This window comes from Corynebacterium oculi (assembly GCF_001412105.1).
GTDB lineage: Bacteria > Actinomycetota > Actinomycetes > Mycobacteriales > Mycobacteriaceae > Corynebacterium > Corynebacterium oculi.
This window is the reverse complement of the sequence record NZ_LKST01000002.1, coordinates 214,740-241,375: the sequence shown is the minus strand read 5'-3', so window position 1 is coordinate 241,375 and position 26,636 is coordinate 214,740. Positions and strand designations below refer to the sequence as shown.

Sequence of the window (26,636 nt, the reverse complement as noted above, 5' to 3'; positions counted from 1 at the left end):
TTACGCTGCACCTCCGAGAACAGTCACGAGCTGCTGACGCTGCTCATCGCTGAGCTTCGGCGCAGCATCCACGACAGCATCGACGAAGTTGTCAAACATGTGCGGCGACGGCACACGCGCAGCATCGAGATAGAGGTCCAGGTCTTCCTGGCTGATGCGGTACGCAGAACCGAAACGGTGGACCGGGAGGCGGCCTTCTTTAATGGCCTTACGCAGTAGAGACTCAGAACCGAGACCAAGTTCGTTGAGTTCTTGCAGAGAATAGAAGCGACGTTCAATAGTCGGGGTAGCGGTGTCTTGTGCAGACATAGTAAAACGCTCCTGGGCAGATCAAACTGTCCCGGAGCGGGGTGCTTTTCCGGCTAATATCTGGGCGGCCTGAAGCGCCGTGCTCAACTCGCTAGGATGTGGTCAACATCCCATTGCTTTACCAGAGTGCTAGCTCTGTACCCAGCCGCTTTTGAGGCCGGTAATGCCGTTACCAGCCGGTCAATTTCGTTGGAGGGGCCGCGCTTATCTCGGCCGGTTGCTACACCTTTATCAATTATCCTCGGGGTTATCCCTCGCATGTGGCTAGCAAGACCAGAAAGTATAGAAACCCACCACGTGCAATCTGCTGTACATCTTACAGCAGTAACGCGGCCTGCACAATACCTTTTGTAACTAACAATTCACAGTGCGGTGCAACACGGCACTGCGGTCTGTGCGCGGTAAACATGTAAGGCGCACCAACGCACACCCGTGTCACACTAGGGCTGTGCAGCCTGTGCGGCAAACATACGGTGTACGGGGGGTGAGTTTGGTGAGTTTGTTTTGGACCTTCTTAATCAAAACACGATTTTTTTAAATATGTTTGCATGAGAACGTATTTAAAAAAATACGTTTTCCGTTGCGTAAGGGGAAACTAAACTCACCAAACTCACCCCGAAACTCGCGCGATATCCGCACGCAGCGGTGCTTGACCACTTACCTCGCAAGCATTCTGCTTCCGCCATATGTTTGCCGCGCACAGTAGTTATCGCTGCCGTACGGTAACTGTGTTGGATAGATAGTACCCACAACCCATGTTCGTTTAAGTCAGAATTGTTGCGCACCCTAGTGGTGGCGTTGGCGGCCACGCACAGCCCGGAGGAACTCAGTTTAGTGCTGGTGGATTTTAAAGGAGGGGCTACTTTCCTGGGATTAGACAGGCTCCCGCATACCTCGGCGGTCATCACGAATCTTGAACAAGAATCCGTGCTGGTCGAAAGAATGTAGGATGCCATCGCGGGGGAGATGAATCGCAGGCAGGAGGTTCTCCGCGCCGCCGGAAACTTCGCTAACGTGCACGATTATGAGGCGGCGAGGGAGGCCGGGAGAACAGATCTAGAACCCATGCCCGCATTGCTCGTGGTGGTCGATGAGTTTTCTGAATTGCTGGGCCAGCATCCTGATTTTGCAGATCTCTTTGTGGCCGTGGGTAGGTTGGGGAGATCCCTCCACGTGCACTTGCTTTTAGCCAGTCAACGCCTAGAGGAAGGGCGGTTAAGAGGACTGGATTCCCACCTTTCCTATCGTATTGGTCTACGTACCTTCTCTGCGGCGGAATCGCGCCAAGTTCTCGGGGTTCCTGATGCGCATGAATTACCCGCAGTGCCGGGAATGGGCTTTCTCAAGGCGGGAGCCGAGGACGTTGTGGGTTTCCGTGCGGCCTATGTTTCTGGGCGGTGGCGGCACAGCAAAGAGGCGAATGACTCTCTGGATCACGTGCGGTGGTATCGCCGCTGGGAAGACGTGAAAAAGAGGCAGCCACGGTGGTGGAGGAGGATTCTCGCACGGTGCTGGAAGCCGTGGCGGAGAGCGCTTGCTTAGCCGCACAGCAGCGCGGTCAGAAGGCTCGTGCCTTGTGGTTGCCTCCCCTGCCGGAGATGGTGGAACTGGCCGGTGTGGTGGAGCCGATGGGAAGCCTCAAGGCAGCCGTGGGCATTATTGATCGTCCGTATTACCAGCGCCAAGACCCATTTGTATTGGACTTCAACGTGGGCGGCGGGCACGTGGCCCTATGCGGCGGGCCACGCTCCGGGAAATCTACGGCGCTGCGCAGCATCGTGGCATCCCTGGCTGCCACTCACACCACCGAAGAGGTGCAATTTTACGTGGTAGATATGGGTGGGGATAGCCAAGAAATATTGTCGAGGCTCCCTCACGTAGTGGGTGTGGCTCAGAAAAAGGATCTGGGGCGAGTGCACCGCGTTTTTGACGAGGTTACCGCCTTGGTGGAGGCCGGATTGCCCCACGACGGCCGACATACCTTTTTCATCATCGATGGGTGGCACGCCTTGGCAACGAATTGTGAGGACGAGGTAGAGCGAGTCACCCGGATTGTGGCTGATGGAGCTGCGGCGGGAGTGCACGTAATAATTTCCACGCAACGATGGGCGATACTGCGACCGGTGATCCGCGATCTCATAGATTACCGCTTGGAATTACAACTGGGCGAGGCGATGGACTCTCTCATTGATAGGAAGGCACAGCAGAAAATCCCGGCGCTCCCGGGGCGGGGGATCACCCCCGAGGGGGAATCCATGCTGTGGTGCCTATGCTCCGCACAGGATATAGCGCACATCACTACTATTTCCGCCGATCAACCCCCGGTGTCCGAGTTAAAGGTACTTCCCGATTTTCTTCCTTACACAGATCTGCGTTACGCAGAGGGAGAGATCGTGGTGGGAATTGGTGGGATTCACATGGCTTCGGTGCGGTGGGATAGCGATCATTTGTTATGCATAGGCGCGCATGGCGCCGGAAAATCTACCGCGCTCCGCACGGTGCTGGCGGGTATCACTCAGCGCTCTCCCCGGCAGGCCAGGGTAGTGTTGGTGGATCATCGTCGTGCACATCTTGGCGCGGTGCCGGAACAGGCGCTCGCGGCCTACAGCGCCTCCTCTTTAGCCACGGCGGAGGCTTTACGTAATACCGCGATCACTCTGAAAGAGCGAATACCGGGCCCGGAGGTAAGCGCTGAGCAATTACGGAACCGGAGTTGGTGGGAAGGGCCTGAGATCTATGTGGTGATAGATGACGCGGATCTGGTGGATCCCGCCGCGCTAGCCGAGATCGTTCCTTTCATTCCCCACGCGCGTGACGTGGGATTGCATGTGGTGGTGGCGCATAAATCTGGCGGCATAAACAGGGCGTTATATCAGCCCTTCCTGGCCGGGCTGCGCGATCAGATTCCCGCAGTGCTCCTCCTAGATGCGGATAAGGAGGAAGGCGCTATCTGCGGTATGAAGCCCATGGCACAGCCTCCTGGTCGGGGAAGATGGCTGGAACAGGGAACAGAACCAATCACCATTCAGGTGGCCAGCGTAGAGAAAGCAGTGGAGAGAGAAACCGTAGGCGGGAAATAAATAGTTAAGGGTGGGGGGCGAAAATGAGCAGGCTAGTCATCACAATTTTGGAAGAGGCCACCGCTTTCGAGGGAGCGGATACCGTGTACCGCTACGATCTGGTGCCGCCGGTGCTTGCGGAACCTTGGGCCTTAACCGCAGCCGTGGAACAGGCTCAGGCCGTAGTAGAGGGGGACGGGAGCCAGGCCGAGGTTCGGGTGGAAGTTGAACTCCCGCCGGAAGCGCCTGGATATAGCGCGGCGATGACCGCGGTGGCGGCGATACGTGACGCGCTGCGAGAAGCCGGTCTTGGTCAGCAGGGACAGGAAACAACAGATAATGATGATGGGTGTGCCGAGCAGACAGGGGTATATCCCGCGCGGATAGTGGGCCATGACGAAGAATCATTGCGGGGCATGACGAGTCCGGCTCGACCCGCACACCGGGGGAACTGGGGGACAGGGCAATGGTGGCGGCGATTCACGTGGATACACGTGGCGATGGTGGGGATCGTGGTGGCCGTCCTGGGGTTATCGTGGTGGGCGATGGGAGAAACCTCCTCCGTGGGAGTGGCGCCCAAGGCTCAACAGATCGTGGGGAGCGCTGTTCCTAGAGATAAGGAGGAAACGGCTTCTGCTACCGCGGAGCCAACGCCTGTACCGCCATCCCTGGTGGTGCACGAGATCGGACGCATTAGGGTGTCCACCCCCGTGGGATTCCGCGGAGAAATAGAGGGCGAGGATGTGGTTTTCCGGGGAGAGGATGAGGGCCTGCGGATCAGAATTGCTGCCGATCCGGTGCTTGGGGTGCCGGCGGAGGTGGTGATGGACGAGGTGCGGGAGACGGTGGAGCGCGATCCCACGCTGAGCGAAGCAAACTCGCCTGGCCTGCCACAGGGAGACAATCCGCACGAGGAGAAGGTGACGTATCGGGAGGAACCTGGTGATGGCTCGGTGGTGCAGTGGAGCACCTGGGTGGAGGCCGGACACCACATGAGTGTGGGGTGTCATACACGCGAAGCCTCCACTGTGGTTCAACGCGCTGCGTGCCGCGTGGCGGAGGAATCCGTGGGACTGCTATAGCTGACGCGGCTGCGTGGGTGGCGGCAACAAAATATTCCGAAGCGGGGAACCGGTGGGGGCGAGAAGTAGTCAAAGATAAGTGGAAGGTTCCACCGCGGTGGGACTTTCCGTTCTATCAGTAGTTGTTTTCCTTTGAGGAGGGGGAGAGATGTCAGGAATGTTGAGAACAGAAGCTGACGTCATGGTGGCTACCGCTGGCCGCGTGGATGATACCAACAGTCAAGTGCAGTCGGAACTCACTAGGCTGCAGGGCGTTGTGGATGGGGTGCGCGGTTCATGGGCCGGTAGCGCCCAGGTCAGCTTTGACAACCTCATGGAGAGGTGGAATGCCTCGGCGCGGGAATTGCGTCAGGCTCTGGCGTCGATCAGTGAGAATATCCGTTCTAACGCTCGCCATTTTGAGGACATGGAGGCCCAGAACGCCCAGGCGTTGAGCGCCGTGGGTGGAACGGGCCTTGCCCTGTAGCCGATAGGGCGTAACGAGAAAGATACAAGAAGGGGGTTTAACGATGGATCATATTAAGTATTCCTTTGGGGCCATTGAGGCTGCCGCCGGTGATATTCACGCCACCTTGGGCAGGATCAATGGTCTGTTGGGTGAACTCAAAGCGCTGCTGCAACCGATGGTGGCGGCGTGGGAGGGCGATTCTGCGGTGGCTTATCAGGCCGCGCAGGAAAAATGGGATCGTTCCGCGGAGGATCTCAATCAGATTCTTGAGACCATTTCGCGTATCGTCACCCAGGGTAATGATCGCATGTCGGATGTGAACCGTGCTGCGGCGGCCTCCTGGGGGTAGCGCGCTGCGGCGCTAAGAGATAATCACGGTGGTGGGGGTGCGTGTCATCGCAGGACAGGCACGGGCGCGGTGGGGTGGCGCCCCTATCACCGTGGTTTTTGTTTTACCGCCGCAGACGGCGTAAAGTAAAGCGCCTGTGTGCCACGCTGTTTTGGCTGATCCCGGGTCTCCACCGGCCGCCGTGATCGCCGTGGGGTGCACTTGTTGGCCGGCAGTCCTGTAGATAAGACCTCCAAGGAGTCACTTAAGTGTCTACTTATCACCCGAAGAGCGGTGACATCACCCGCAAGTGGTATGTCATCGACGCCACTGATGTGGTTCTGGGTCGTCTTGCCACCCACGCTGCAAACCTGCTGCGCGGTAAGGGTAAGCCCCAGTTCACCCCCAACGTTGATTGCGGCGATCACGTCATCATCATCAATGCTGACAAGGTTGCTGTGAGTTCCAACAAGCGCGAGCGCGAGATGCGTTACCGCCACTCGGGTTACCCCGGTGGCCTGAAGACCATGACCCTGGGCCGTGCGCTTGCCGATCACCCGGCACGCACCGTGGAGGAGTCCATCCGGGGCATGATGCCGCACAACAAGTTGTCCCGCGCTTCCATTAAGAAGCTGCATGTTTATGCTGGCGAGGAGCACCCGCACGCTGGCCAGAAGCCGGAGAACTACGAGATCAAGGTGGTGGCACAGTGACCGAGCCGAACAATAACATCGAGAACAACGTCGCAGACGCCGAGGATTTGGCTGCCGCTGCGGCTGCCACCGAGGAGTTCGCCAACACCATCGGTGACCACCTGGTTTCTGAGACCGAGGTGGACGTCGAGGTGGAGCAGGCTGGTGTCGAGGGCCCCATTCAGACCGTGGGTCGTCGTAAGCGTGCCATCGTGCGCGTGCGCCTGGTTCCGGGTTCCGGCGAGTTCGTGTGCAATGGTCGCACGCTGGAAGATTACTTCCCGAACAAGATTCACCAGCAGACCGTGAAGTCTCCGCTGGTGCTGCTGGATCGCGAAGGGCAGTTCGATATTCAGGCGAACCTGAAGGGCGGTGGCCCCACGGGCCAGGCCGGCGCGTTCCGTTTGGCTATCGCGCGTGCGCTCAACGCCTACGCTCCGGCCGATCGCGCGGCGCTGAAGAAGGCTGGCTTCCTCACCCGTGACGCTCGTGCCGTCGAGCGCAAGAAGGCTGGTCTGCACAAGGCACGTCGCGCCCCGCAGTACTCCAAGCGCTAATCTTTTGCTGCGCGCTTGCGCCGTCTCCGGTTTTCCGGGGGCGGCGTTTTGTCGTTGTGGGGCGTTGAAAGGGTGGGCGCGGCGGGGCAGGCATAATGGAGCGCATGACTCGACTTTTTGGTACCGATGGCGTGCGTGGCTTAGCAAACGAGGCTCTTACGGCCTCCTTGGCGTTGCGATTGGGGGCCGCGGCGGCGCAGGTGCTCACTGCTGAGAAGCAGTCCTCCAAACGTCGTCCGCTGGCCATCGTGGGCCGGGATCCCAGGGTCTCCGGCGAGATGCTGGCCGCGGCCTTGGCTGCGGGGATGGCGTCGAGAGGCGTCGATGTGCTGAGGGTGGGGGTGCTGCCTACCCCGGCTGTGGCTTTCCTGACCGATGATTATGGTGCGGATATGGGCGTGATGATCTCCGCCTCGCACAATCCCATGCCCGATAATGGAATCAAGTTCTTCTCTGCGGGGGGTCGTAAACTCCCGGACACCGTGGAAGATGAGATTGAGGCCGTGATGGCGCAATTGGAGGAGAAAGGGCCCACGGGGCATGGGGTGGGCCGCGTGATCGAGGAAGCCACAGATGCCCACGAGCGCTACCTGGCGCATCTTAAGGAGGCGGTCAAGGCGGATCTGAGGGGGCTGAAGGTGGTGGTGGATGCCGCTAACGGCGCGGCCTCAGCGATCGCCCCGGAGGCTTATCGGCGCGCCGGGGCCGAGGTCATCGCGATCCACAACGAGCCCAACGCCTATAACATCAACGATAACTGTGGTTCCACGCACATTGAGCAGACGCGGCGCGCGGTGCAGGAGCACGGTGTCGACCTGGGATTGGCGCACGATGGCGATGCGGATCGTTGCCTGGCGGTGGATGCGCAGGGGAGGGTCGTCGATGGAGATCAGATCATGGCGATCCTGGCGGTGGCGATGCGGGAGAACAATGAGTTAAAGAAGAACACTCTTGTGGCCACCGTGATGAGCAACCTGGGTTTGCGGTTGGCTATGGAGGAGCAGGGGATCACCGTGGTTCCCACCAAGGTGGGGGATCGTTATGTGCTCGAAGAGATTAATGCCTCGGGGTTTAGCCTCGGTGGGGAACAATCGGGGCACATCATTATTCCCGAATACGGAACTACCGGCGATGGCGTGTTGACCGGTCTGAGCCTCATGGCGCGCATGGCGGAGACGAATCAGCCGCTGTCCGATCTAGCTGCGGTGATGAGGGTTCTGCCCCAGGTGCTCATCAACGTCCCCGTTTCTAATAAGAGCGTGATCGCCCAGAACACACAGGTGGTGGCGGCCATAGAGGAAGCAGAAGCGGAGTTGGGCGAGACCGGACGTGTGTTGTTGCGTCCCTCTGGCACGGAGGAATTGTTCCGCGTGATGGTGGAAGCCGCAGAAGAAGAACAGGCTCGTAAGGTGGCGGGAAAGCTCGCCGCTGTGGTGGCGGCGGTGTAGATGAGTTAATTTTCCGGAATAGGGGAACCACCGGCGCGCTGATCTGAGTCAAAGAGGAAGAGCACGGTTTTGACTTAGATCAGCAAAAGGGTGATCAGCGTGGAGGATATCTCTATCGCACCGGAGGCCATCCGCACCATGGTCAGGCGGGGGATCGAGGAACTAGAGGAGCGAATAGGCACGTACCTTGCGGCTCCTCCTGACTTACCGACGCACGTCGTAGGGCAGGCGTTCCGCGAGCAGGGCATACGGCTTTCCGAGACGTATCGGCGCATGCACGCGGAGGAGATCACCAGAATGAGGCGGCTCTCCGCGATATTGCGTGGAGTTCTGCGAGACATTGATCGCGTGGAAGAAACGGATCAGGATCAGGCGCGTGAGATGAGGCGATGGGGATGACCAGCGCCCAGAAGTATGGCGATGCAGTGGCAGAACTCCGTGACGCTGCGAGAGGCCATTACGCAGGGCCCGCCGTGGCGGTGGCGGATGTAGAGCGGGCAGTGGATGGTATCGCTGGCCTGGATACTCAACAGATCACGCACCACATGAGCCGGGCCTTGGGTTCTACGGATACCGCCGGGCTGAGTAAAGGTTGGCTTGGTGGGCTGCTTCAGGTGCTCAAGCAAATTGCCTTTGGCCTCATTGGAGAGACCGTGGCGGAGGGAATACGCGGGTGGTGGAAGAATCGCGATGAGGCTGAACACCTCGGCACGCAAACCGGGCAGGCGGCGGAAGCGCTCAATGATATAGCTCGGACCTCCGAGACCGCCGTCATGGAGATCCTTTCGGCGCTATCGTAAAGCGTGGCGTTGCTGAGTTCTCATCTGCGTTGCCTCGACCCCCAAGCCGGCCCGGAGCACCAGGAGGCTTTTCGCTCCGCGCTGGGCTCCGCGGCCACGCTGGTGGACCAGGCGGCAGAATCCGTCACCCAACTATGCCAGGAGCGCGATCAGGCCATACGCGGGTGCATAGGCGAACTTGAACATCGGGCCGTGGCCGTGTGTGAAGGGGAGCAGCCACGAGTCCCCACGGAGCAGGAACCATCATGCGCGCCAGCGCAGATACCGCAAACAACGCCCTCGCGTGTCTCCGGCGGGGCAAGAGACTTAGGTGATTCCACTCCGGCGGCCGAGGCCGTGCCTCCCGAGCAGCCCTGTATCGAACCAGCCGCCGCATCCCCACCGGCACAGTCGCCTGCCGCGCCGGCACCGTCTGGGCCAACCACACAGGTTCCTCGTCCCGCTCACCTCCCCGAGGGCGTCGGGACGCCCGAAAGCATAACCACGCAAGCGGCATCAGCACCGTGTGTTGAGCCCTCCGCTGCGGCTCCTCTTCCTCCAGAGCCGCAAGGAGAACCGCCCGTCACGGCAGAACCCGCGCGGGTTTCCCCGGAGTGCCCGCCGCAGCAGTGCACGTCCCCGCAGGAAAGCAGAGGAGAGACACCACCTGCACCGGCGTCTCAGGTAGAAGCAAGCTGCGATGTTCCTTCTTCTTCTGGGCACCGGCCGCCCGGGGTAAGCCCGGTGGATTACTCGTCGGTGCACACCATTGCCGCGCAGGCGGCCACCGTGGGGGTCGAGGTGGTCAAACAAGGGCTGGGATTAGCGCAGCAGGTTACCACGGGCCTCATGGAAGCCGCCGATGTTTTCTTCCACGAGGCGGCAGCGGGTACAGGGGATATATGCGAGCAGTCTCCACCGGGGCCGCAACCCGACCCAGACATACCGGATAGGCAAGTGCCACAAACAGATAGGCCGACGAATCAGGCAGAGAACGGGGAGTGCGTGGTGCACGAGCCGGAGCGTTCCGATGCTCCACCGGAGGCATGTTCCCCACCGCCGGAGTGCCCTCCTCCACCGGAATGCCCGCCGCCCACCCCCGAGCGGAATCCTGAGCCGGTGCCGCCCGTGGTGAACGCCGACGATCTGGCTTCCGTGCCGGAGCCCGAACCCCCGGCGGAAAAGGTGGCGCACCTGAACGCGGTGAGCGGCTCCCCGGCTCCGGCGGCGGGAGAGACCCTCACCCCGAGTGGTGAGGGATTGGTGGAGGAGCGCTCTATGAATGAAGAACAACAAACGGCGGTGAGCACCCAGGAAATAACCGGAGATGAGGAAGGAACGCGGGTGGGGGAGCCAGAATCACAAAAACCATCGGAGGAATCGCAGTCGGGTGGAGCGAGGAAGGCGGGTGCGTGGTAAATGGAGTTTGAGGAGTTTGCGCGGCGCTTTCGGGAACGCGCCGCGAAGAGAATGCTGGAGTTCGAGGTGGCCTTGGAACAAAGCCGCCGGGACTTGGAAAGAAGTGACCGAGAAAGGAACATGAACGCTGCGCGAGGCGGGGTGCCGCGAGCGGAGCAGGCGGTTTCCACGCATGGTGAGGGGATACCCGGCGTGACTCCTGCCGTGCCACCGAGGGGACGGCATTCACAGGAGTGGCACGAGCCGGAGCGGCGCGCTACACGGGGGCCTGTGCGGGGAGTGCTGAAGAGAAATTGAGAAAAAGGGCGGAAAGAAGCCGTGCAGAGGAGAAACAGCAGGTGAGCCCCGGACGGTCTACAGGGGCAGGGAAACCTTGCGGTGGGCCTGAGCCTTGTCCGCGATCTCCTCATCGGTGAAAGCCAGCACCTTTTTCGCGGTGGCGTCCGGCTCGGAGAACCCGGAGTATTTCTTTTCCCCGGCTAGTTGGTGGAGCAAGAACCCCGTGATGAGCCCGCGGGCGGTTTCCTTGGCGGAGGTTTGAGGGCCGCTCGCCCCCACCAGGAGTTTGCGCACGGTGTCCTCGCTAAACCCGTGCTGGGTACCGTTTTCTAGCTCGCGGTAAGCCACGTTCCCCTTCCAGTGATGCGCCACCCGCGCGGGGTTGCCGGATTCCACGAGGCTGTCGCGCCCCGAGCCGAGGATCAGCCCGGGGGCTTTTACCGCGCGGGCGGCTTCCTCGGAGGAGGGGGAGGTCACGGCGGGGTAAGCGCAGGCCACGGCGCGCACTTTTTCCTCATTCGCGGAGGCGAGGATCGCGGCACCGGCGCCCATGCCGTGCCCTACTAGGCCGATCTTGCCGGGGGAAACGGTGACATTCCCGTGGCCCAGTTTCACTCCGGCGAGGATTTGCATGGCGGTATTAAGATCGGCGGCGAGGCTGCGGTGATCGGGGTGAAAGCCGGTTTGAGTATCTGGGGCGGCCACCGCGATGCCCCAGCTCGCCAGGTGGCGCAGGGTTACACGGTAGGCCTTAATCCCCGTTAACCAGTCGTGCCCGAAGGCCACGGCGGGGATGCCATTGCCCTCGGCGGGGGTGTACACCTTGCCGGGTAGCCCGGCATAAGCGAGGTCTCCCACTAATACGCGGTGCGGGCCGCGTTTGGAGAGCTTGGAAAGGTGCTTGTTCAGATTCTCAGACACGCCTACAGGATAGTAAATAGGGGTGGAGTGGGTGTGTTTCCCATGCAGATCAGCGGTCTCGGGTCTGACCGCGGCAAAGCCGGGGTGGGGTGACGTGCGCGGGAGGGGCGGCGTTGATAAGCGATCCCTGACCTGTGCAAAGGGGAGGTGATGGTGCCTGGTTGATCCGTACACTATCCTGGCGGCTATGTGTGGAATTGTAGGATACGTCGGTAACCGCCAGGGCCTGGGTGTGGCCCTCGATGCGCTGCGCCGCATGGAATATCGTGGTTATGATTCGGCGGGAATCGCCGTGGTGGATTCGGGGGCGGATCCGGGCGCGCTGAACTTTGCCAAGCGCGCCGGGAAGCTGGCTAATCTTGAGGACAAGATCGCGGAGATTGGGCAGTCCAGCATGGCGGGTACCACCGCGATTGGGCATACGCGCTGGGCCACGCACGGCCGCCCCACGGACGAGAATGCTCACCCGCACCTTTCTTATGATGGCAAGGTGGCCATTGTCCACAACGGGATTATTGAGAATTTTGCCCCGTTGCGTCAGGAAATTGAGGCGCGTGGGATCGAGTTGGCCTCGGAGACGGATTCGGAAACCGCCGCGCACCTCGTGGCCTTGGCCTATAACGAGGGCGATACCGCTGGCGATATTCGCGCCAGCGCGTTGAAGGTGTTGCGTCGCTTGGAGGGGGCCTTTACCCTGCTGGTTCTCCACGCGGATCACCCGGATCAGATTATTGCGGCGCGACGTTCCACCCCGCTGATCGTGGGCGTGGGCGAAGGGGAGATGTTCCTTGGCTCCGATGTCGCGGCCTTTATCGAGTACACCAAGAATGCGGTGGAGCTCAATCAGGATAACGTGGTGATTATCACCAAGGACGATTATGAGATCCTTAACTTTGATGGGTCGGCAGCCGAGGGCCGTCCTTTTACTATTGATTGGGATCTGGAGGCGGCGGAAAAGGGCGGCTTTAGTTCCTTCATGATGAAGGAGATTCACGAGCAGCCGGCCGCCGTGCGTGACACCCTGGCCGGGCATTTCCAGGACGGGCGGATTGTTCTGGACGAGCAGAACCTCTCCGATGAGGATCTGCGGGCCGTGGATCAGATCTTTGTGGTGGCCTGCGGTTCGGCCTATCATTCCGGGCTGTTGGCCAAGTACGCCATTGAGCACTGGGTGCGCATTCCCGTGCAGATCGAGGTGGCCAGCGAGTTCCGCTACCGCGACCCGGTCTTAGGCGCGCGCACGCTGGTGGTGGCGGTCTCCCAGTCCGGGGAGACGGCGGATACGTTGGAGGCGGTGCGCTACGCCAAGGCCCAGGGGGCCAAGGTGCTGGCGGTGTGTAACACCAATGGCTCGCAGATTCCCCGGGAGTCTGATGCCGTGCTGTACACGCATGCGGGCCCGGAGATCGGCGTGGCTTCCACCAAGGCCTTCCTGGCGCAGGTGGCGGCCAACTACATCGTGGGCCTGGCCTTGGCGCAGGCCAAGGGCACCAAGTACCCGGACGAGATCAAGGAGATCTGGGAGGCCCTGGAGTCCATTCCGGCCAAGGTGGAAACCCTGCTTCCCGCCGCGGAGCAGTGCCGCAGCATCGCGAGCACGCTGGGCGCCATTCCCACCATGCTTTTCCTCGGGCGTGGCGTGGGCTTCCCGGTGGCGCTGGAGGGCGCCCTGAAGCTCAAGGAATTGGCCTATATCCATGCGGAGGGTTTCCCCGCTGGCGAACTCAAGCACGGCCCGATTGCGCTCATCGAGGACGATCTTCCGGTGGTGGTCGTGGTGCCCAGCCCCCGTGGCGTGAAGCTGCTGCATTCCAAGGTGGTGTCCAATATCCAGGAGATTCGCGCTCGCGGTGCCAAGACCATCGTGATCGCGGAGGAGGGCGATACCGCGGTGGAGCCCTTTGCCAACTGGTTGATTCGCCTGCCGGAGGCCTCCACCCTCATGCAGCCGTTGCTGGCCACGGTGCCGTTGCAGTTCCTGGCGGCCTATATCGCCCAGGAATGCGGTAACGAGGACATTGATAAGCCGCGTAACCTCGCCAAGTCCGTGACCGTGGAATAAAGAGGGGCACCCGGGAGCGTCGCTAAGCAAGGCCCTATGTTTACCTTCGTGCGGGAGTGGCACAATGGGATCCCATGGACTTGCTCACCGCCCGCATTGATCTGGGGGCCATCGCGCATAACACCCGCGAGATTGCGCGGCGGGTGGCTCCCGCTCGGCTGATGGCCGTGGTGAAGGCCGATGCCTATAACCACGGTGCCGTGGAGGCGGCGCGCACGGCGGTGGCAAACGGGGCGCAGGAACTCGGTGTGGCCACCCTGGCGGAGGCTCTTTACCTGCGCGACCGGGGGATCACCGCCCCGATCACGGCGTGGCTGTGGTCGCCGGGGCAGGACATCAGCGAACCCCTGCGGCAGGGGGTGCGCCTGGCGGTGACCTCGCCGGAGCACGCGCGGGTGCTTATCGACGCCGCCCAGGCCCTCGCCGCGTGCCCGGATCGTCCAGGAACACCGCCGTATGAGGCCACGGTGAAGGTGGAAACGGGAATGCACCGCAGCGGCGTGGACCCGCAGGATTGGCGGGAGGTCTTTGGCCTGCTGGCCTCCTCCCCGCTGGTGCGGGTCACCGGGTTGATGAGCCACCTGGCCTGCGCCGATGAGCCGGAAAACCCGGCCACCGAGGAACAAGCCGCGCAGTTTCGCCGCGCTATCGCCTGCGCGCGGGAGTGCGGGTTGGAGGTGCCGGTGAATCATCTGTGCAATTCCCCGGGTGCGCTGACCCGCCCGGATCTTCATCATGAGATGGTGCGAGTGGGGGTGGCCTTGTATGGATTGGAGCCGATAGCCGGGCGGGAGCACGGCCTGATCCCGGCGATGACGTGGCTGGCTCGGGTGCTGCTGGTCAAGCCGATGCGTGTGGGCGAGGCCACCTCCTATGGGCTCACGTGGCGCGCGCCGAGCGATGGTTGGATGGCCGTGATTCCGGCGGGCTATGCCGATGGGCTTCCGCGCGCGGCGCAGGGGCATCTGGAGGTCACCGTGGGGGAACACCGCTATCCCCAGGTGGGGCGCGTGTGCATGGATCAGTGCCTGGTGTGGTTGGGGAATAACGCGCACGGGGTGACGCCCGGCGATGAGGCGGTGATCTTTGGTCGCGGGGGCATGAGCGCCACGGAGTTGGCGCGGCGCAGCGGCACGATCAACTACGAGGTGGTGTGCGCCCCGAGGGGGCGCACCCGCAGGGTCCACGTGGCGGAAGGAGCGTAGGCGATGAAAGAGGCTTTCCCCGATCGGGGATCGCGCAGGTGCGAGGACGCGGCGGAGACCCAGCGGCTCGGTGAACAGCTCGGGGCGGCGCTGGAGGCGGGGGACGTGGTGGTGCTTGATGGCCCGCTGGGCGCGGGCAAGACCACCCTGACCCAGGGGATCGCGCGGGGCATGGGGGTGCGGGGTAGGGTTACCTCCCCGACGTTCGTCATCGCGAGAGAACACCGCGATCCCCAGGGCGGTCCCACGCTCATTCACGTGGACGCCTACCGGCTGCTGGGGGAGGGCAGCGCGGCGGCCGATCCGGTGGGGGCATTGGACGCCCTGGATTTGGACTCCGAGCTGGAGGAGGCCGTGGTGGTAGCCGAGTGGGGCGGTGGTTTGGTGGAGCAGATCGCCGGGGAATACCTGTTTATCCACCTAGACCGCACCACGGCGGTGGTGGAGGACCCCGAGGCTGAGGCTAGGATCATATCGTGGAGCCGCCGGGGCGGGGCCTAGTATAAGAGGGGTATGAAAGCGCACCTGGTGCGCGTGGGCGGATGATATAGAGGATCACATCATGGTGGACGCGGCGGCAGGCGCAAACGCAAACGAGGATCGGCAGGCCGGTTATCCCACGGGGGCGGCCCCCTCGGCGGCGTGGGGGTGGTTGTTCGTCCTGGGCGGGGTCATCGGCATTGTGCTGTCCGGGATCATCATGGTGGAAAAGATGAAGCTGGCGGAGGATCCTTCCTACACCACCACCTGCGATCTCAGCACCGTGGTGTCCTGCGGGAACGTCATGCGCTCGGTGCAGGCGGCGGCCTTTGGCATCCCGAATCCGCTGATCGGCCTGGTGGGCTTTGGCATGGTGGCCCTCATCGGGGCGGCGGTGGCGGCCGGGGGGCGTTTTGCGGGGTGGTTCTGGTTTGGGGCTCAGGCGGGCATGACCTTTGCCCTGGTGTTTGTGCACTGGCTGTTCTTCCAGGCGGTGTACGTGATTAACGCCCTGTGCCCCTATTGCATGGGGGTGTGGGCGGTGACCATCGTGCTCTTTGTGTACGTCACGGCCTTTAACCTGCGCACGTATGGAGATTCTGGTCAGGGCGCGGGCTCGGCGGTGATTCGGGCGTGGGATCGCGGGAAGCTCCTCATCGCGGCGTTGTGGATCGTGGTGATCGGGGTGGCGATCGTGGTGGAGTTCTGGTCATATTTTTAGCCAGTAGGCTCAGGTGAGGGGGCAGATCAGCGGCGCGGTGCGGTTCTGTGAAAAAGAGCGCACGCGGGGGTAAATAATGGGGTTATCCCATTGACCCGCTAGGCAAGGCGGGGCTAACTTTTGGGGTGGAGAGGGAATATCGTTTCCCCTCGTGACATGTGCCTTGAAAGGGCGGATGGGTTCGTGTTTCTTGCCAATTTTCTGATTGCCCTGCGCGAGGGGGTAGAGGCCTCCCTCATCGTGGGAATCCTGGTGGCGAGCCTGGTGAAGATGAATCGCCGGGATATGCTGCCGCGCTTGTGGCTGGGGGTGTCCCTGGCGGCCGCGCTCCCCTTAGTGGTGGGGGCGGTGATGACGTGGGGGCCCTACACGCTGACGTTCCAGGCTCAGGAGATCCTGGGCGGGACGCTTTCCCTGGTGGCCGCCGCCATGATTACCTGGATGATCCTGTGGATGTCCCAGCACGCGGGCCAGCTCAGCGCGGATCTTCGTGCGCAGACTGCCGCGGCCTTGGAGAACTCCTCGGCCTGGGGGATCGTATGGTTGGCCGCCCTCAGCGTGGGGCGCGAGGGCCTAGAGACCGCAGTCTTTGTGTGGGCCACGGTGCGTGCCACGGCCGACGGCGGGCTGTGGCAGCCCACCCTGGGTGTGGTCTCTGGGCTTGCGGTGGCGGCGGCGATCGGTTGGCTGGTGTACCGGGGTACCGCGCGGATCAATCTGGGAAAGTTCTTCACGTTCACCGGTTACCTCCTCATCGTGGTGGCCGCCGGAATCGTGGCCTATGGCCTGGGTGATCTTCAGGAGGCGGGGGTGATTCCTGGATGGGGCACGAGCGCTTATGACCTCTCCGGTTATTTCGATGGGCACATTCCCGGTGTTCACCCGAGCGCATGGTGGTTTGTGTTGGCGGAAGCCATGTTCAACGTCAATCTCGCCCCCACCGTGGTGCAGGTGGTGGGGTGGGTTTCCTACCTCGCGGTGGCGTTGCCGCTGTTCTGGTGGCAGCAGCGCCGCGTGCGGAGCGGTATCAAGAATGAAGAGAGGGCCTAAGTCCAATGAAGTTTGCTCGTATTGTTCCCGTCGTGCTGCCCGCGGTGGCGTTGAGCGCCTGCGTGGCGAATAACCCCGAGGGGGCGTCGGAAGCCCAGGGTGGCACCGGCGACGCCATCACGGTGCGCATCACCGATGATTCCTGCGAGGTTTCCGCCTCCGAGATCCCCTCGGGCCGGGTGACGTTCCAGTTGAAGAACGAGGGCACGGTGCGCAACGAGTTTGAGATCCTGGCGGAGGATCGCCTGCGCATCGTGGGCGAGCGCGAGAATCTGGGGCCGGGAACGTCCACGGATTACACGGTGCTGCTGGAGCCGGGAAGTTACGTCACGGCCTGCAAGAAGAACATGGTGGGGGCGCTGGTGGACGCGCGGGACTTCACCGTCACCCAGGGCGAGGAGGTGGAGGTCTCCGCCGATGAGAAGGAACTCATCGACACCGCCGTGACCAACTACACCGCCTACGTGCGTGACCAGGTGGGCCAACTGCTCACCGCCACCGAGAACTTTGCCGCACTCTATCGGGGCGGAGACGAGGACGCGGCACGGGCCGCCTACGCCCCCAGCCGCATGTTCTTCGAGCGGATCGAACCCACCGCAGAGGCCTTTGGGGACCTCGACCCCGCCTTGGATGAGCGGGAGGCGGATTACCAGGCCTCCGAGGAGACGGATACCCGCCCCTGGACGGGGTGGCACCGCATTGAGAAAGACCTGTGGCGGCCAGAGGGAACCTCGGCGGCGAGCACCGAGGAGCGCGCCGAGATGGCCCAGGGGCTGGTGGATAATACTCAGAAGCTCTATGACCTGGTGTATTCCGAGGACTTCTCGGTGAGCATCGCGGATATTTCCAACGGTGCGATCGGCCTGTTGGAGGAGGTGGCCACCACCAAGATCACTGGCGAGGAAGAGGCCTTTAGCCACACCGATCTCTACGATTTCCAGGGCAACCTGGAGGGCGCTCGGGTGGCCTACGGCACGGTGGAGGGCCTGGCCAAGCGCAACGATGCGGAGCTGGCCGAGACCATCACCTCGCGGTTTGAGGCCCTGCAAGCGGCCCTAGACAAGTACCGGGAGGGCGAGGGCTTTGTTTCCTACGATTCCCTCGATGACAAGGCCCGCCGCGAACTCTCGGATCGCGTGGACGCCCTGCGGGTGCCCCTGGCCACGCTCACCGAGGCGATCGTTTCATGACCATGCGGATCAGCCGCCGGGCCATGCTCCTGGGCACGGGCGTGGGGGCGGGCACCGCCCTGGGCGGTTTTGCGGTGGGGCGGGGAACGGCCCCCAGCGGCGCGGACACCGAGGAGGCGGTGGAGTTCCGTGGGGAACACCAGTCCGGGATCATCACGCCCGCCCAGCAGCAGATGCTGATGGTGGCCTTTGACGTGGTGGCCACGCGCCGGGAGGATCTGGTGGTGTTGCTGGAGAAGTGGACCCTGGCCGCCGAGCGAATGCAGGCGGGCGAGCCGGTGAACGCCCCCAAGGCCCGCGATGACGTGCCCCCGGACGATACCGGGGAGGCGATGGGCCTGGGGGCCTCCCGCCTGAGCATCACCTTTGGCTTTGGGGCCAGCCTCTTCCGCGACGAGTTCGGCTTGACGCAGTCCTGCCCGGAGGCCCTGCGCCAGGGGATTCCGCGCATGGCGGCGGAGAAGATCGACGAGGATCGTTCCCACGGCGATCTGGTGATCCAGATCTGCGCGGAGGATCCGATGGTGGTGTTGCACGCCATGCACCAGTTCAAGCGCCTGGCCTTTGGCACGGCGTCGGTGCGCTGGATGCAGGTGGGCTATGGCCGCACGGCCTCCACCTCCACGCAGCAGGAGACCCCGCGCAATCTCTTTGGGTTTAAGGACGGCACCGCCAACATCAAGGCGGAGGAGCCGGTGGAGGAGTTAAACGAGCACCTGTGGATTCAGCCCGAGGACGAGGCGGGGGCCTGGGCCGCCGGCGGCACCTACCTATGCGTGCGCAAGATTCACATGATGATGGAGGTGTGGGACGAGCTGATCCTGTCCGAGCAGCAGCGGATCATCGGCCGGGAGAAGGTGCAGGGCGCGCCGATGTCCGGCGGGGAGGAGTTCAGCGCACCGGACTTTAGCGAGGGGAGTATTGACATGAACTCTCACATCGCTACCGTGCACCCCGAGCACAACCAGGGCGCGCGCATGCTGCGCCGGGGATACAACTACACCGAGGGGCTCACGGAGCTGGGCAGGTTGCAGGCGGGCCTGTTCTTCATCGCCTACGTGCGCGATCCCCGTACCCACTTCATTCCGGTGCTCGCCCGCATGGCCGACGATCTGCTCACGGAGTACTTGCAGCACATCGCCACGGGGCTGTACCTCATTCCGCCGGGTATCCGCGAGGGGGATGCCTATGTGGGGCAGCGGCTGCTGGGGTAGCGCGGATCGGGGCGAGCCGAGCGGGTTATCCTGGTGGGCGTGTTAACCCTCGCTATTGATACCGCCACGGCGGACCTCCTGACGGGCATCGTGGACGCCGCCACGGGGGACGTGGTGGCGCAGCGCATCGTGCACGGAACCCGCTCCCACAACGAGCTCTTGGTGCCCACCATTCAGGAGATGCTGCGCGAGCAGGGCCTGAGCCTGGTGGACATGAAGGCGATGGTGGTGGGCTGCGGCCCCGGCCCGTTTACCGGGCTGCGGGTGGGCATGGTCACCGCCGAGTCCCTGGGGCATTCCCTGGGTCTGCCGGTGCATGGGGTGTGCTCCCTGGACGCGATCGGGCACCAACTTAGCCAGTACCCCGTGGCGCTCGTGGCCACGGACGCGCGCCGCCGCGAGGTGTACTGGGCATCGTATCGCCACGGCCAGCGTAGCGAGGGGCCGGACGTGGTGGCCCCGGCGTCGCTAAGCCCCAGGGAGGTTCCGCTGCACCTCAGCGTCCCGGAACACCTGGCGGACAAGCTGCCGGAACACCTGGCGGATATTCCGCGAAGCCACCTGAGCCCCACCCCTGCCTCCCTGGTGGCGCTGGCGGACATGGATGCCACCCCGGAACCGCTGCGCCCCCTCTACCTGCGCCGTCCCGACGCCGCCGAGCCCAAGCCGGTGCCGCGTTCCCCGGCTATCCCGGAGGTGAACAAATGGTGGGGCTGCGGCGGCTAACGGCGGCGGACGCTCCCCGCTGCGCGGAACTGGAGCAGGTGCTTTTTCCCACGGATAGCCCCTGGCCACGGCAGGCCTTTGAGCGCGAGATCGCGCACCCCTCCTCCTTTTATGTGGGTGCGCAGGACGGTGACCTGTTGGTGGGCTACGCGGGCCTGGTGGTGCTGGGCCCCAGCGATAGCCCGGAGTGCGAGGTGTACACCATCGGCGTGGATCCCGCCTACCAGGGCCGGGGCTTAGGCCGCGAGTTGCTGGATCAGCTTCTGCACACCGCTGACCTCTTGGAAGCCCCGGTATTTCTGGAGGTGCGCACGGATAACGCCCCGGCGATAGGCCTGTATGAGAGCCGTGGCTTTAAGGTAACGGGCACGCGGCGCAACTATTACCAGCCCTCCGGGGCCGATGCGTACACCATGATGCGCGAGGCTACTGTTAAACCATCATGATTATCCTTGGCATTGAAAGTTCCTGCGATGAAACCGGCGTGGGCATCGTGCGCCTGCACGAGGACGGTCGGGTGGAGGAGATGGCCAACGTGGTGGCCTCCTCGATGGAGCAGCACGCGCGCTTTGGCGGGGTAGTACCGGAGATCGCCTCCCGCGCGCACCTGGAGGCGATGGTGCCGGTGATGCGGGAGGCCTTGGCGCAGGCGGGGATCGAGCGTGCCGACGCCGTGGCGGCCACCGTGGGGCCGGGCCTGGCGGGGGCGTTGCTGGTGGGGGCCTCGGCGGCCAAGGGATACGCCGCCGGGTGGGGCGTTCCTTTCTACGGCGTGAATCACCTGGGCGGACACGTGGCCGTGGCCAACCTAGAGGGCGCGCCGTTGCCGCACGCGGTGGCGCTGCTGGTCTCCGGCGGACATACCCAACTGCTAGAAGTAGAGGCCGTGGGCAGGCCCCTGCGGGAGCTGGGTTCTACGCTTGACGACGCCGCCGGCGAGGCCTACGACAAGGTATCCCGACTGCTGGGCCTGGGCTACCCCGGCGGCCCGGTGATTGACAGGCTCGCCAGCCGGGGAAACCCCGCCGCTATTGCCTTCCCCAGAGGCCTGACCAAGCGCGTGGACGAGGAACGCGGACACCGGCATAATTTCTCCTTCTCCGGGCTCAAGACCTCCGTGGCCCGCTACGTGGAGGCCGCCGAGCGGGACGGCCGGGTGATCTCGGTGGAGGACGTATGCGCCTCCTTCCAGGAGGCCGTGTGCGACGTGCTCACCATGAAGGCCGTGCGCGCCTGCGGTGACGTGGGGGCCGGGGTGCTGCTGTTGGGCGGCGGGGTGGCGGCCAACTCGCGCCTGCGGGAACTGGCTCAGGAGCGCTGCGCGGCGGCCGGGATAGAACTGCGGGTGCCCAGTTTCCCGCTGTGTACGGACAACGGGCTGATGATCGCCACGGTGGCCGCCCAGCTCATTCACGAGGGGGCGCGGCCCTCCGGGTTGAGCGTGGGCACCGATCCCTCCCTGGACGTGGAGGTGCCCTTGGTGCACGCAGAGTAAACGGTAAATGAAATCTTGGTGGCTTCTGTGGTGCGGGTACCGCCGAGCACCTAGCCTCACAAGGGTGACGCAAGGAATCCTCATCACCCCGCACTTCACCCTCCGCGACGTGGAGGTGGATACCCACCAACTCCGCCAGGGAGAGGCCATCCCCGTGGCCTTCGGCGAGTCCCATGATTATCTGGGCTATCCCGTGGAGGAGGGGGGCGCGCCGAACCCGGCGGCCTCCCTGGCGCGCAATCAGCGGGTGACCGGAAATCCTGCCTTCTTTACCGATCCCACCTCCGCCGTGCGGGGAGAAGTGGTGTGCCTGCGCGCCGATGGCGCTGACCTCACGGAGTCCGACCGCGCCGCGGCAGAGGAAACCGTGCGAGCCGCGCAGGTGTATTGCGAGGACTACCCGGAGGAATACGCGCTGTGGCGCAGCGCGGCCGAGTGGGAATAGTCCATGCGGTATCGGGCACAATAGTTTCTTGTGGTTCTGGAAACACCAAGGCTGATTCTCAGGAGCTGGGAAGAATCCGATAGCGCTGACCTGTTCCGCTACGCCTCCGACCCCAGGGTGGGCCCCAGGGCGGGCTGGCCTGCGCACAAGAGCGAGGAAGAAAGCCGCGCTAGCATCTCCGGCGTGCTCAGCGCCCCGGAAACATACGCGATCGTGTTGCGGGAGAGCAACGCAGCCATCGGTTCGATGGGGCTCAAAACGGGGGCGGCCACCGACCTTACTGCGCGGCGCGACGAGTGCGAGCTGGGATACTGGATCGGAGTCCCGTACTGGGGCAGGGGGCTTGCGGCCGAGGCGGCAGGGGAGGTGCTGCGCCACGCCTTTGAGGACCTGGGCATGAACGCGGTGTGGTGTTCCTCCCATGAACAGAACGCGCAGTCGCAGCGAGTGCAGGAAAAACTGGGATTTGCCTTCCACCACACCCGCGAGGGGGGGTGGTACCCGCTGCTGGGGGAGCATCGCAGACTGATCGTGATGAGGCTGGGGAGGCCTGCACCCTCACGCTGAGCCCCGGCGTGGGACTTCCTATGCAAGTATTGAATCTGAGATGTATATCACCGTACAATCGGCATAGCGGCCTGCTTGCTAAAGACTATCTTCTTTTTATTTTTAGGGGACATACATGGGGCGTCATTCCGTGCTGCGCGTGGATTCTCTGTGCCGGGATTTCTCTGGCGGCGCGCGGCGGGTGCTGGACGGCGTGAGTTTCTCCGTAGACTCCGGGGAGATCGTGGGGTTGCTCGGGCCCAATGGTGCCGGGAAAACCACCACCGTGAGGGTGTGTTCCACCCTGCTCAAGCCCACCTCGGGGAGCGTGGAGGTATGCGGCATTGATGCCGTCCGCTATCCCCGGCGAGCACGGTCGCGCATGGGTGTGGTTCTTGGCGGGGAACGCGGCTTTTACCTGCGGGCCACGGCTCGGGATAACCTGCTTTTCTTTGCGGATATTCTTGGTGTTCCTAGCGCAAGGCGGAGGCAGCGCGTGGATAGCGTGCTGGGCATGGTGGGGTTGAAAAATCGGGAACACGATCCCGTGGAAAATTACTCCAGGGGAATGAGGCAGCGCCTGCATATCGCGCGCGGTTTGTTGCATGAGCCGGATCTGCTCCTCCTCGATGAACCCACCAATGGTGTGGATCCCGATGTTGCGGAGGGGATCATCGCCCTGATTGACGCCCTCGCGCATGAGCACGGCGCGGCGATCGTGCTTACCACTCACTTGCTGGGGGAGATGGAAAAACTGGCGGATCGTATCCACGTGTTGATGAATGGCACCATCGGGGTATCGGGCACCGTCGGAGAGATCGCTCGGGCCGCCGGGGTGCGGGGCATCTCTACTTTTACTCTTAACGCCACGGCGGGGGAACAGGGGTGCCTCCGCCTGCGGACGGCCTTAGAAGATATGCCGGGTGTGGCGCAGGTGCGTTTCCGCCGGGTGGATACCCGATTTCTGTTTACCGTGGCATGGGCCGGGGCGAGTTCCGAGGCCCGCGTGGGGGAGGCGGCCAGGAAGCAGGGCTTTGATCCCGATGACGTGGTCACCCGTCCACCGAGTTTGGAAGAAGGCTACCTGGCTTTGGTGAGGCAGCGATGATGCCCGTAGCCCGAGCCCTCCTTTTTCATCTTCGCCTATTTGCCCGCACGCCGTATTTCGTGCAGCTGGCGGTGACCTCCACCGTGTCCATCTTTACTTTGCAGTACCTGGGGGCGCGGTATGCAGGCGGCGCGGAGGGGGATATGTGGTTGCGTTCCGCGATGGTGGGAATGTGGGCGGTGAGTACGGTTTCCGCGGGGATCATTGGCTTTCAGCGTTTTCAGGGGACCCTGGCATACCTGCTGCTGGGGGCCGGGCACCCCGCCAAGGCGATTTTCCCGCTCGTCGCGGCAAGCTCCACCTTTGGCCTGGTGGCCTTCCCCTTGGCCTGGGCGTGTGCTTTCCTTGCCGAGGCATGCGGGGGAGGGGAGATTGTGTATCCCGGAGGCGGCATCGCCGCGCTGGGAATAGTGTTGTACTGGTTTTCTTGCCTATCGGTGAGCGTGGTCATCGCCCCTATCTTTGTGCTTACTCCCAACGCCATTACGTATGAGCCGCTGCTGAATATCCCCGTGGTGCTTTTTAGTGGGCTGCTTGGCTATGGGGCTGTTTCTGGGGAGTTTGCCCACCTGGGCAAGATCTTCCTATTTTCTGGGCCGCCAGGCTGGTGCTCGAAGGGGATATATCCGCCGCGCCGGTGGCGTGCGGGTTGGCGTTGCTGTGGGGAGCAGCCGCCGTGGTTCTGCTTAACCGCATGGTGCACCGGGCTACGGTGCGGGCCTCCGTGGAGGTGGTGGGCTAATGGGCTGGAAGGAATCCCCGGCCGCCGTGGCGCTGCGCGTGGCGCGGGTGAGCGCTCCCGCCATGCGGAATACCGGCACGATGCTCACCACCCTGGCCCTTATTCCGCTCTTGGAGGTGGCGTTGTTGGTCACGGTGGCGCGATCCCTTGACGTGCCGGGGGCTGCCACGGTGGCCTATGCGGGGTTCGTGGTGTCTGCCCTGGCGATGGTGGTGGCGCAGGCGGTGGGGGCCGTGGTGCGCGATCGTGGCATCGGTGTGGTGGAGGAGACCTTGGCGGTATCCCCGTGGTCTGCCGCGTATTGGGGTGGAAAGTTCCTGTTTCCGTCCGCTACTGCCTTGTTGACCTCCGCGTTGGGTTGCGTGGCGGTATGGGCGGTGGAGCCCGCGCACAGCGCGGGACACCTGGGGCGTGCGCTGCTGGGGATAGCCCTGGCGGTGGTGGTGGGTTGTTGCGTGGGCTTGGCCTGCTCGGCGGTGGCCATAGCGGGCCGCGATCCCTTCTTGGCGGCTAACGTGCTGGCCGCGTTGCTCCCGGTCACTGCCGGCGTGATCGCCTCGTTTTCCGCCTATCCGGGTTGGTTGCAGCCCGTCAGTGCGGTGCTGCCGGGTACGTGGCTGGTGTATTGGTTGCGGGAGTCCATCGCCGGGAACCCTAGCGCGTGGCCGCTGCTGGCGGAGGGGTTGATCGCCATCGCGTGGGTTGCCTTCGGCGTCGTGGGTCTGCGGGTGGCGTGGGCGCGGATGCGCTCGGGCAATGGCAGCGGGGAGGTGTTGTAGGAGGTGCGTATCAGGCTCTCCGACGGCCGACGTGAGGGCGGGGAGGTTTAGTCCTCCGCTGCCTTGCGCTGGCGCAGCACCCCCACGATGCAGATGCCCGCCACCCACACCAGGGCCGCGATCAATCCGCCCCGGGTATCGGCGGCCAGGGAGAGGGCCACGCACATGAGGGCGAAGAACGCCAGCAGGCCGATCGCGGTGGCGGAGCCGCCGGGGGTGGGGAACGCGGAACGCTCGTGGGCCTGGGGCTCGCGGCGTCGATAGACGAGGTAGGAGCAGATGATGGCCGTCCATACCGCGACGAAGAGGGTGGCGGACGTGGAGGTGACCAAGGTGAAGGCCTCCAGCACGCCGTCGCCGGTGGCCATGAGAATGAGCGCGGAGAGCAGGAAGATGCAGGACAGCGTGAGGGCGTTGCGGGGAACCTGGCGGGGCGAGAGCCGGGCGAAGGCGCGGTGGGCATCGCCGCTTTGGGCGAGGCCGTAGACCATGCGGGAGGTGGAGTAGATGCCGGAGTTGGCGGAGGAGGCCGCCGAGGTAATCACCACGAGGTTCACGATGGTGGCCGCCGCAGGCAGGCCGGTGAGGGCGAACATGGTGACAAAGGGGGAGTTTTCCGGCACGATTTCATTCCACGGGGTGACCATCATGATGACGGTGAGGGAGCCGATGTAGAACAGCCCGATGCGCAGGGGGATGGAGTTCACGGCCTTGGGCAGCACCTTTTCCGGGTCTTTGGTTTCGGCCACGGTGGTGCCCACGAGTTCCACGCCCACGAAGGCAAAGAGGGCGATCTGGAAGCCGGTGACAAATCCGGTGAAGCCGTTGGGGAAGATGCCGCCGTGCTCCCAAAGGTTGCTCACGGCGGCGGTGGAGCCGGAATCGTTGGTGGCGCCGATGCAGATCAGCACGATACCCACCACGATGAGGGCGACGATGGCCACGATCTTGATGAGGGCGAACCAGAACTCCGTCTCACCGAAGGCCTTGACGGTGAGGGCGTTGAGCACAAAGAGCAGGGCGATGGTGCCCAGGATGGGAATCCAGCTGGGTAGTTCCGGCCACCAGAAGCGGAAGTAGCCGGTGATGGCGATGAGATCAGCCACGCCGGTGACGATCCAGCACAGCCAGTATGTCCAGCTCATGGCGAAGCGCGCCCAGTGCCCCAGGTACTTCTCCGCGATGTCAGAGAAGGAGTGGAAGTGGGGGTTGGCAAGGAGGAGTTCGCCCATGCAGCGCATGAAGAGGAAGAGCGCCGCGCCGATGATGGCGTACACGAGCAGGATGGAGGGGCCCGCCAGGGCGATGGTCTTTCCCGAGCCCATGAACAGGCCGGTGCCGATGGCCCCGCCGATGGCGATGAGCTGGATATGACGGTTGGTGAGTTGCCGCTGCAATTCGCGCGGTTGGCTTGGTGGGGAGGCGGTCATGGCGAAGCCGTTTCTATCAGTCAAATGGTTTTTTCAAACTCTAGCGCATGGGGGTAGCGGGCGTGTCAAAAACTGGGCGGGAATGGTTGAACGCTGGCACTCGTGGGGGTAGAGTGCCAGTC

Annotated in this window: 28 protein-coding genes and 1 pseudogene; 26 read left to right on the top strand and 3 right to left on the bottom strand. The window is 63.3% G+C overall.

Annotation, left to right across the window (positions count from 1 at the left end; genetic code table 11):
* Entirely contained in the window at positions 1–309 is a 309-nt protein-coding gene (locus Cocul_RS05085; protein WP_055122231.1) for a helix-turn-helix domain-containing protein, read from the bottom strand.
* 789 nt (positions 310–1,098) lie between these two features.
* On the opposite strand from Cocul_RS05085, the pseudogene Cocul_RS13075 reads away from it, so the two are divergent.
* From Cocul_RS13075 to Cocul_RS12285, 11 genes and pseudogenes are all read left to right on the top strand, one after another.
* Positions 1,099–1,851 (top strand): annotated as a pseudogene (locus tag Cocul_RS13075) (FtsK/SpoIIIE domain-containing protein).
* The gene (eccCb, locus tag Cocul_RS05080; protein ID WP_342669510.1) at positions 1,797–3,389 is read left to right on the top strand and encodes a type VII secretion protein EccCb; all 1,593 of its coding nucleotides are present in this window, start codon (positions 1,797–1,799) and stop codon (positions 3,387–3,389) included. The pseudogene Cocul_RS13075 and the gene eccCb overlap by 55 nt, the downstream one beginning before the upstream one ends.
* Before the next feature lie 23 nt (positions 3,390–3,412).
* Positions 3,413–4,450, top strand: a complete 1,038-nt coding sequence (locus Cocul_RS11845) for a type VII secretion-associated protein (RefSeq protein ID WP_082422183.1) — start codon at positions 3,413–3,415, stop codon at positions 4,448–4,450.
* A 148-nt stretch (positions 4,451–4,598) separates the two neighbouring features.
* On the top strand, positions 4,599–4,916 hold the full coding sequence (locus Cocul_RS05065; protein ID WP_055122227.1) for a WXG100 family type VII secretion target: 318 nt from the start codon (positions 4,599–4,601) through the stop codon (positions 4,914–4,916).
* A 43-nt stretch (positions 4,917–4,959) separates the two neighbouring features.
* On the top strand, positions 4,960–5,247 hold the full coding sequence (locus Cocul_RS05060) for a WXG100 family type VII secretion target (protein ID WP_055122226.1): 288 nt from the start codon (positions 4,960–4,962) through the stop codon (positions 5,245–5,247).
* Positions 5,248–5,495: 248 nt separating this feature from the next.
* Entirely contained in the window at positions 5,496–5,939 is a 444-nt protein-coding gene (rplM, locus tag Cocul_RS05055) for a 50S ribosomal protein L13 (protein WP_055122225.1), read from the top strand.
* Entirely contained in the window at positions 5,936–6,475 is a 540-nt protein-coding gene (gene rpsI, locus Cocul_RS05050; RefSeq protein ID WP_069723574.1) for a 30S ribosomal protein S9, read from the top strand. The genes rplM and rpsI overlap by 4 nt, the downstream gene beginning before the upstream one ends.
* A gap of 104 nt (positions 6,476–6,579) precedes the next feature.
* Complete coding sequence (glmM, locus tag Cocul_RS05045) at positions 6,580–7,923, top strand: phosphoglucosamine mutase (RefSeq protein ID WP_055122224.1); 1,344 nt, start codon at positions 6,580–6,582, stop codon at positions 7,921–7,923.
* Positions 7,924–8,022: 99 nt separating this feature from the next.
* Positions 8,023–8,322, top strand: a complete 300-nt coding sequence (locus Cocul_RS05040) for a hypothetical protein (protein WP_150114383.1) — start codon at positions 8,023–8,025, stop codon at positions 8,320–8,322.
* Positions 8,319–8,723 carry a hypothetical protein gene (locus Cocul_RS05035; RefSeq protein ID WP_150114382.1) on the top strand — a complete coding sequence of 135 codons (405 nt, stop codon included), beginning with the start codon at positions 8,319–8,321 and terminating at the stop codon, positions 8,721–8,723. Before Cocul_RS05040 ends, Cocul_RS05035 begins: the two co-directional genes overlap by 4 nt.
* Before the next feature lie 738 nt (positions 8,724–9,461).
* Positions 9,462–10,121 (top strand): hypothetical protein, encoded by a 660-nt coding sequence (locus Cocul_RS12285; RefSeq protein WP_150114381.1) that lies wholly within the window; start codon positions 9,462–9,464, stop codon positions 10,119–10,121.
* A gap of 354 nt (positions 10,122–10,475) precedes the next feature.
* Here Cocul_RS12285 and Cocul_RS05020 read toward each other — a convergent pair whose 3' ends face one another.
* Entirely contained in the window at positions 10,476–11,321 is an 846-nt protein-coding gene (locus tag Cocul_RS05020; RefSeq protein ID WP_055122219.1) for a dienelactone hydrolase family protein, read from the bottom strand.
* Positions 11,322–11,508: 187 nt separating this feature from the next.
* Here Cocul_RS05020 and glmS point away from each other — a divergent pair, with 187 nt between their 5' ends.
* The 15 genes from glmS (at position 11,509) to Cocul_RS04945 (ending at position 25,084) form a co-directional block, all read left to right on the top strand.
* On the top strand, positions 11,509–13,383 hold the full coding sequence (glmS, locus tag Cocul_RS05015) for a glutamine--fructose-6-phosphate transaminase (isomerizing) (protein WP_082422182.1): 1,875 nt from the start codon (positions 11,509–11,511) through the stop codon (positions 13,381–13,383).
* A gap of 74 nt (positions 13,384–13,457) precedes the next feature.
* Entirely contained in the window at positions 13,458–14,588 is a 1,131-nt protein-coding gene (gene alr, locus Cocul_RS05010) for an alanine racemase (RefSeq protein ID WP_055122218.1), read from the top strand.
* Positions 14,589–14,591: 3 nt separating this feature from the next.
* Positions 14,592–15,089 (top strand): tRNA (adenosine(37)-N6)-threonylcarbamoyltransferase complex ATPase subunit type 1 TsaE, encoded by a 498-nt coding sequence (gene tsaE / locus Cocul_RS05005; RefSeq protein WP_055122217.1) that lies wholly within the window; start codon positions 14,592–14,594, stop codon positions 15,087–15,089.
* Positions 15,090–15,150: 61 nt separating this feature from the next.
* On the top strand, positions 15,151–15,789 hold the full coding sequence (locus tag Cocul_RS05000) for a vitamin K epoxide reductase family protein (protein ID WP_082422181.1): 639 nt from the start codon (positions 15,151–15,153) through the stop codon (positions 15,787–15,789).
* Positions 15,790–15,972: 183 nt separating this feature from the next.
* Positions 15,973–16,839 carry an iron uptake transporter permease EfeU gene (gene efeU / locus Cocul_RS04995; protein ID WP_055122635.1) on the top strand — a complete coding sequence of 289 codons (867 nt, stop codon included), beginning with the start codon at positions 15,973–15,975 and terminating at the stop codon, positions 16,837–16,839.
* Between the two features lie 5 nt (positions 16,840–16,844).
* The gene (gene efeO, locus Cocul_RS04990) at positions 16,845–18,029 is read left to right on the top strand and encodes an iron uptake system protein EfeO (RefSeq protein ID WP_055122216.1); all 1,185 of its coding nucleotides are present in this window, start codon (positions 16,845–16,847) and stop codon (positions 18,027–18,029) included.
* On the top strand, positions 18,026–19,243 hold the full coding sequence (gene efeB / locus Cocul_RS04985; protein ID WP_055122215.1) for an iron uptake transporter deferrochelatase/peroxidase subunit: 1,218 nt from the start codon (positions 18,026–18,028) through the stop codon (positions 19,241–19,243). Before efeO ends, efeB begins: the two co-directional genes overlap by 4 nt.
* 39 nt (positions 19,244–19,282) lie before the next feature.
* On the top strand, positions 19,283–19,969 hold the full coding sequence (gene tsaB, locus Cocul_RS04980) for a tRNA (adenosine(37)-N6)-threonylcarbamoyltransferase complex dimerization subunit type 1 TsaB (protein ID WP_055122634.1): 687 nt from the start codon (positions 19,283–19,285) through the stop codon (positions 19,967–19,969).
* Positions 19,948–20,415, top strand: a complete 468-nt coding sequence (rimI, locus tag Cocul_RS04975; RefSeq protein WP_055122214.1) for a ribosomal protein S18-alanine N-acetyltransferase — start codon at positions 19,948–19,950, stop codon at positions 20,413–20,415. Before tsaB ends, rimI begins: the two co-directional genes overlap by 22 nt.
* Positions 20,412–21,464, top strand: a complete 1,053-nt coding sequence (gene tsaD, locus Cocul_RS04970) for a tRNA (adenosine(37)-N6)-threonylcarbamoyltransferase complex transferase subunit TsaD (RefSeq protein ID WP_055122213.1) — start codon at positions 20,412–20,414, stop codon at positions 21,462–21,464. Before rimI ends, tsaD begins: the two co-directional genes overlap by 4 nt.
* A 64-nt stretch (positions 21,465–21,528) precedes the next feature.
* A complete protein-coding gene (locus Cocul_RS04965; RefSeq protein WP_055122212.1) occupies positions 21,529–21,909 on the top strand; it encodes a hypothetical protein in 381 nt (126 codons plus the stop codon).
* A 30-nt stretch (positions 21,910–21,939) separates the two neighbouring features.
* Positions 21,940–22,476, top strand: a complete 537-nt coding sequence (locus Cocul_RS04960) for a GNAT family N-acetyltransferase (protein ID WP_055122211.1) — start codon at positions 21,940–21,942, stop codon at positions 22,474–22,476.
* 115 nt (positions 22,477–22,591) lie between these two features.
* Positions 22,592–23,563 carry an ABC transporter ATP-binding protein gene (locus tag Cocul_RS04955; RefSeq protein ID WP_055122210.1) on the top strand — a complete coding sequence of 324 codons (972 nt, stop codon included), beginning with the start codon at positions 22,592–22,594 and terminating at the stop codon, positions 23,561–23,563.
* Between the two features lie 607 nt (positions 23,564–24,170).
* Positions 24,171–24,305: a hypothetical protein gene (locus Cocul_RS13000; RefSeq protein ID WP_281176061.1), complete on the top strand. Its 135-nt coding sequence runs from the start codon at positions 24,171–24,173 to the stop codon at positions 24,303–24,305.
* A complete protein-coding gene (locus Cocul_RS04945; protein WP_055122208.1) occupies positions 24,305–25,084 on the top strand; it encodes an ABC transporter permease in 780 nt (259 codons plus the stop codon). The genes Cocul_RS13000 and Cocul_RS04945 overlap by 1 nt, the downstream gene beginning before the upstream one ends.
* Positions 25,085–25,131: 47 nt before the next feature.
* Here the strand turns inward: Cocul_RS04945 and Cocul_RS04940 are convergent, their stop codons facing one another.
* The gene (locus tag Cocul_RS04940) at positions 25,132–26,514 is read right to left on the bottom strand and encodes an amino acid permease (protein WP_055122207.1); all 1,383 of its coding nucleotides are present in this window, start codon (positions 26,512–26,514) and stop codon (positions 25,132–25,134) included.
* Positions 26,515–26,636 lie beyond the last annotated feature (122 nt).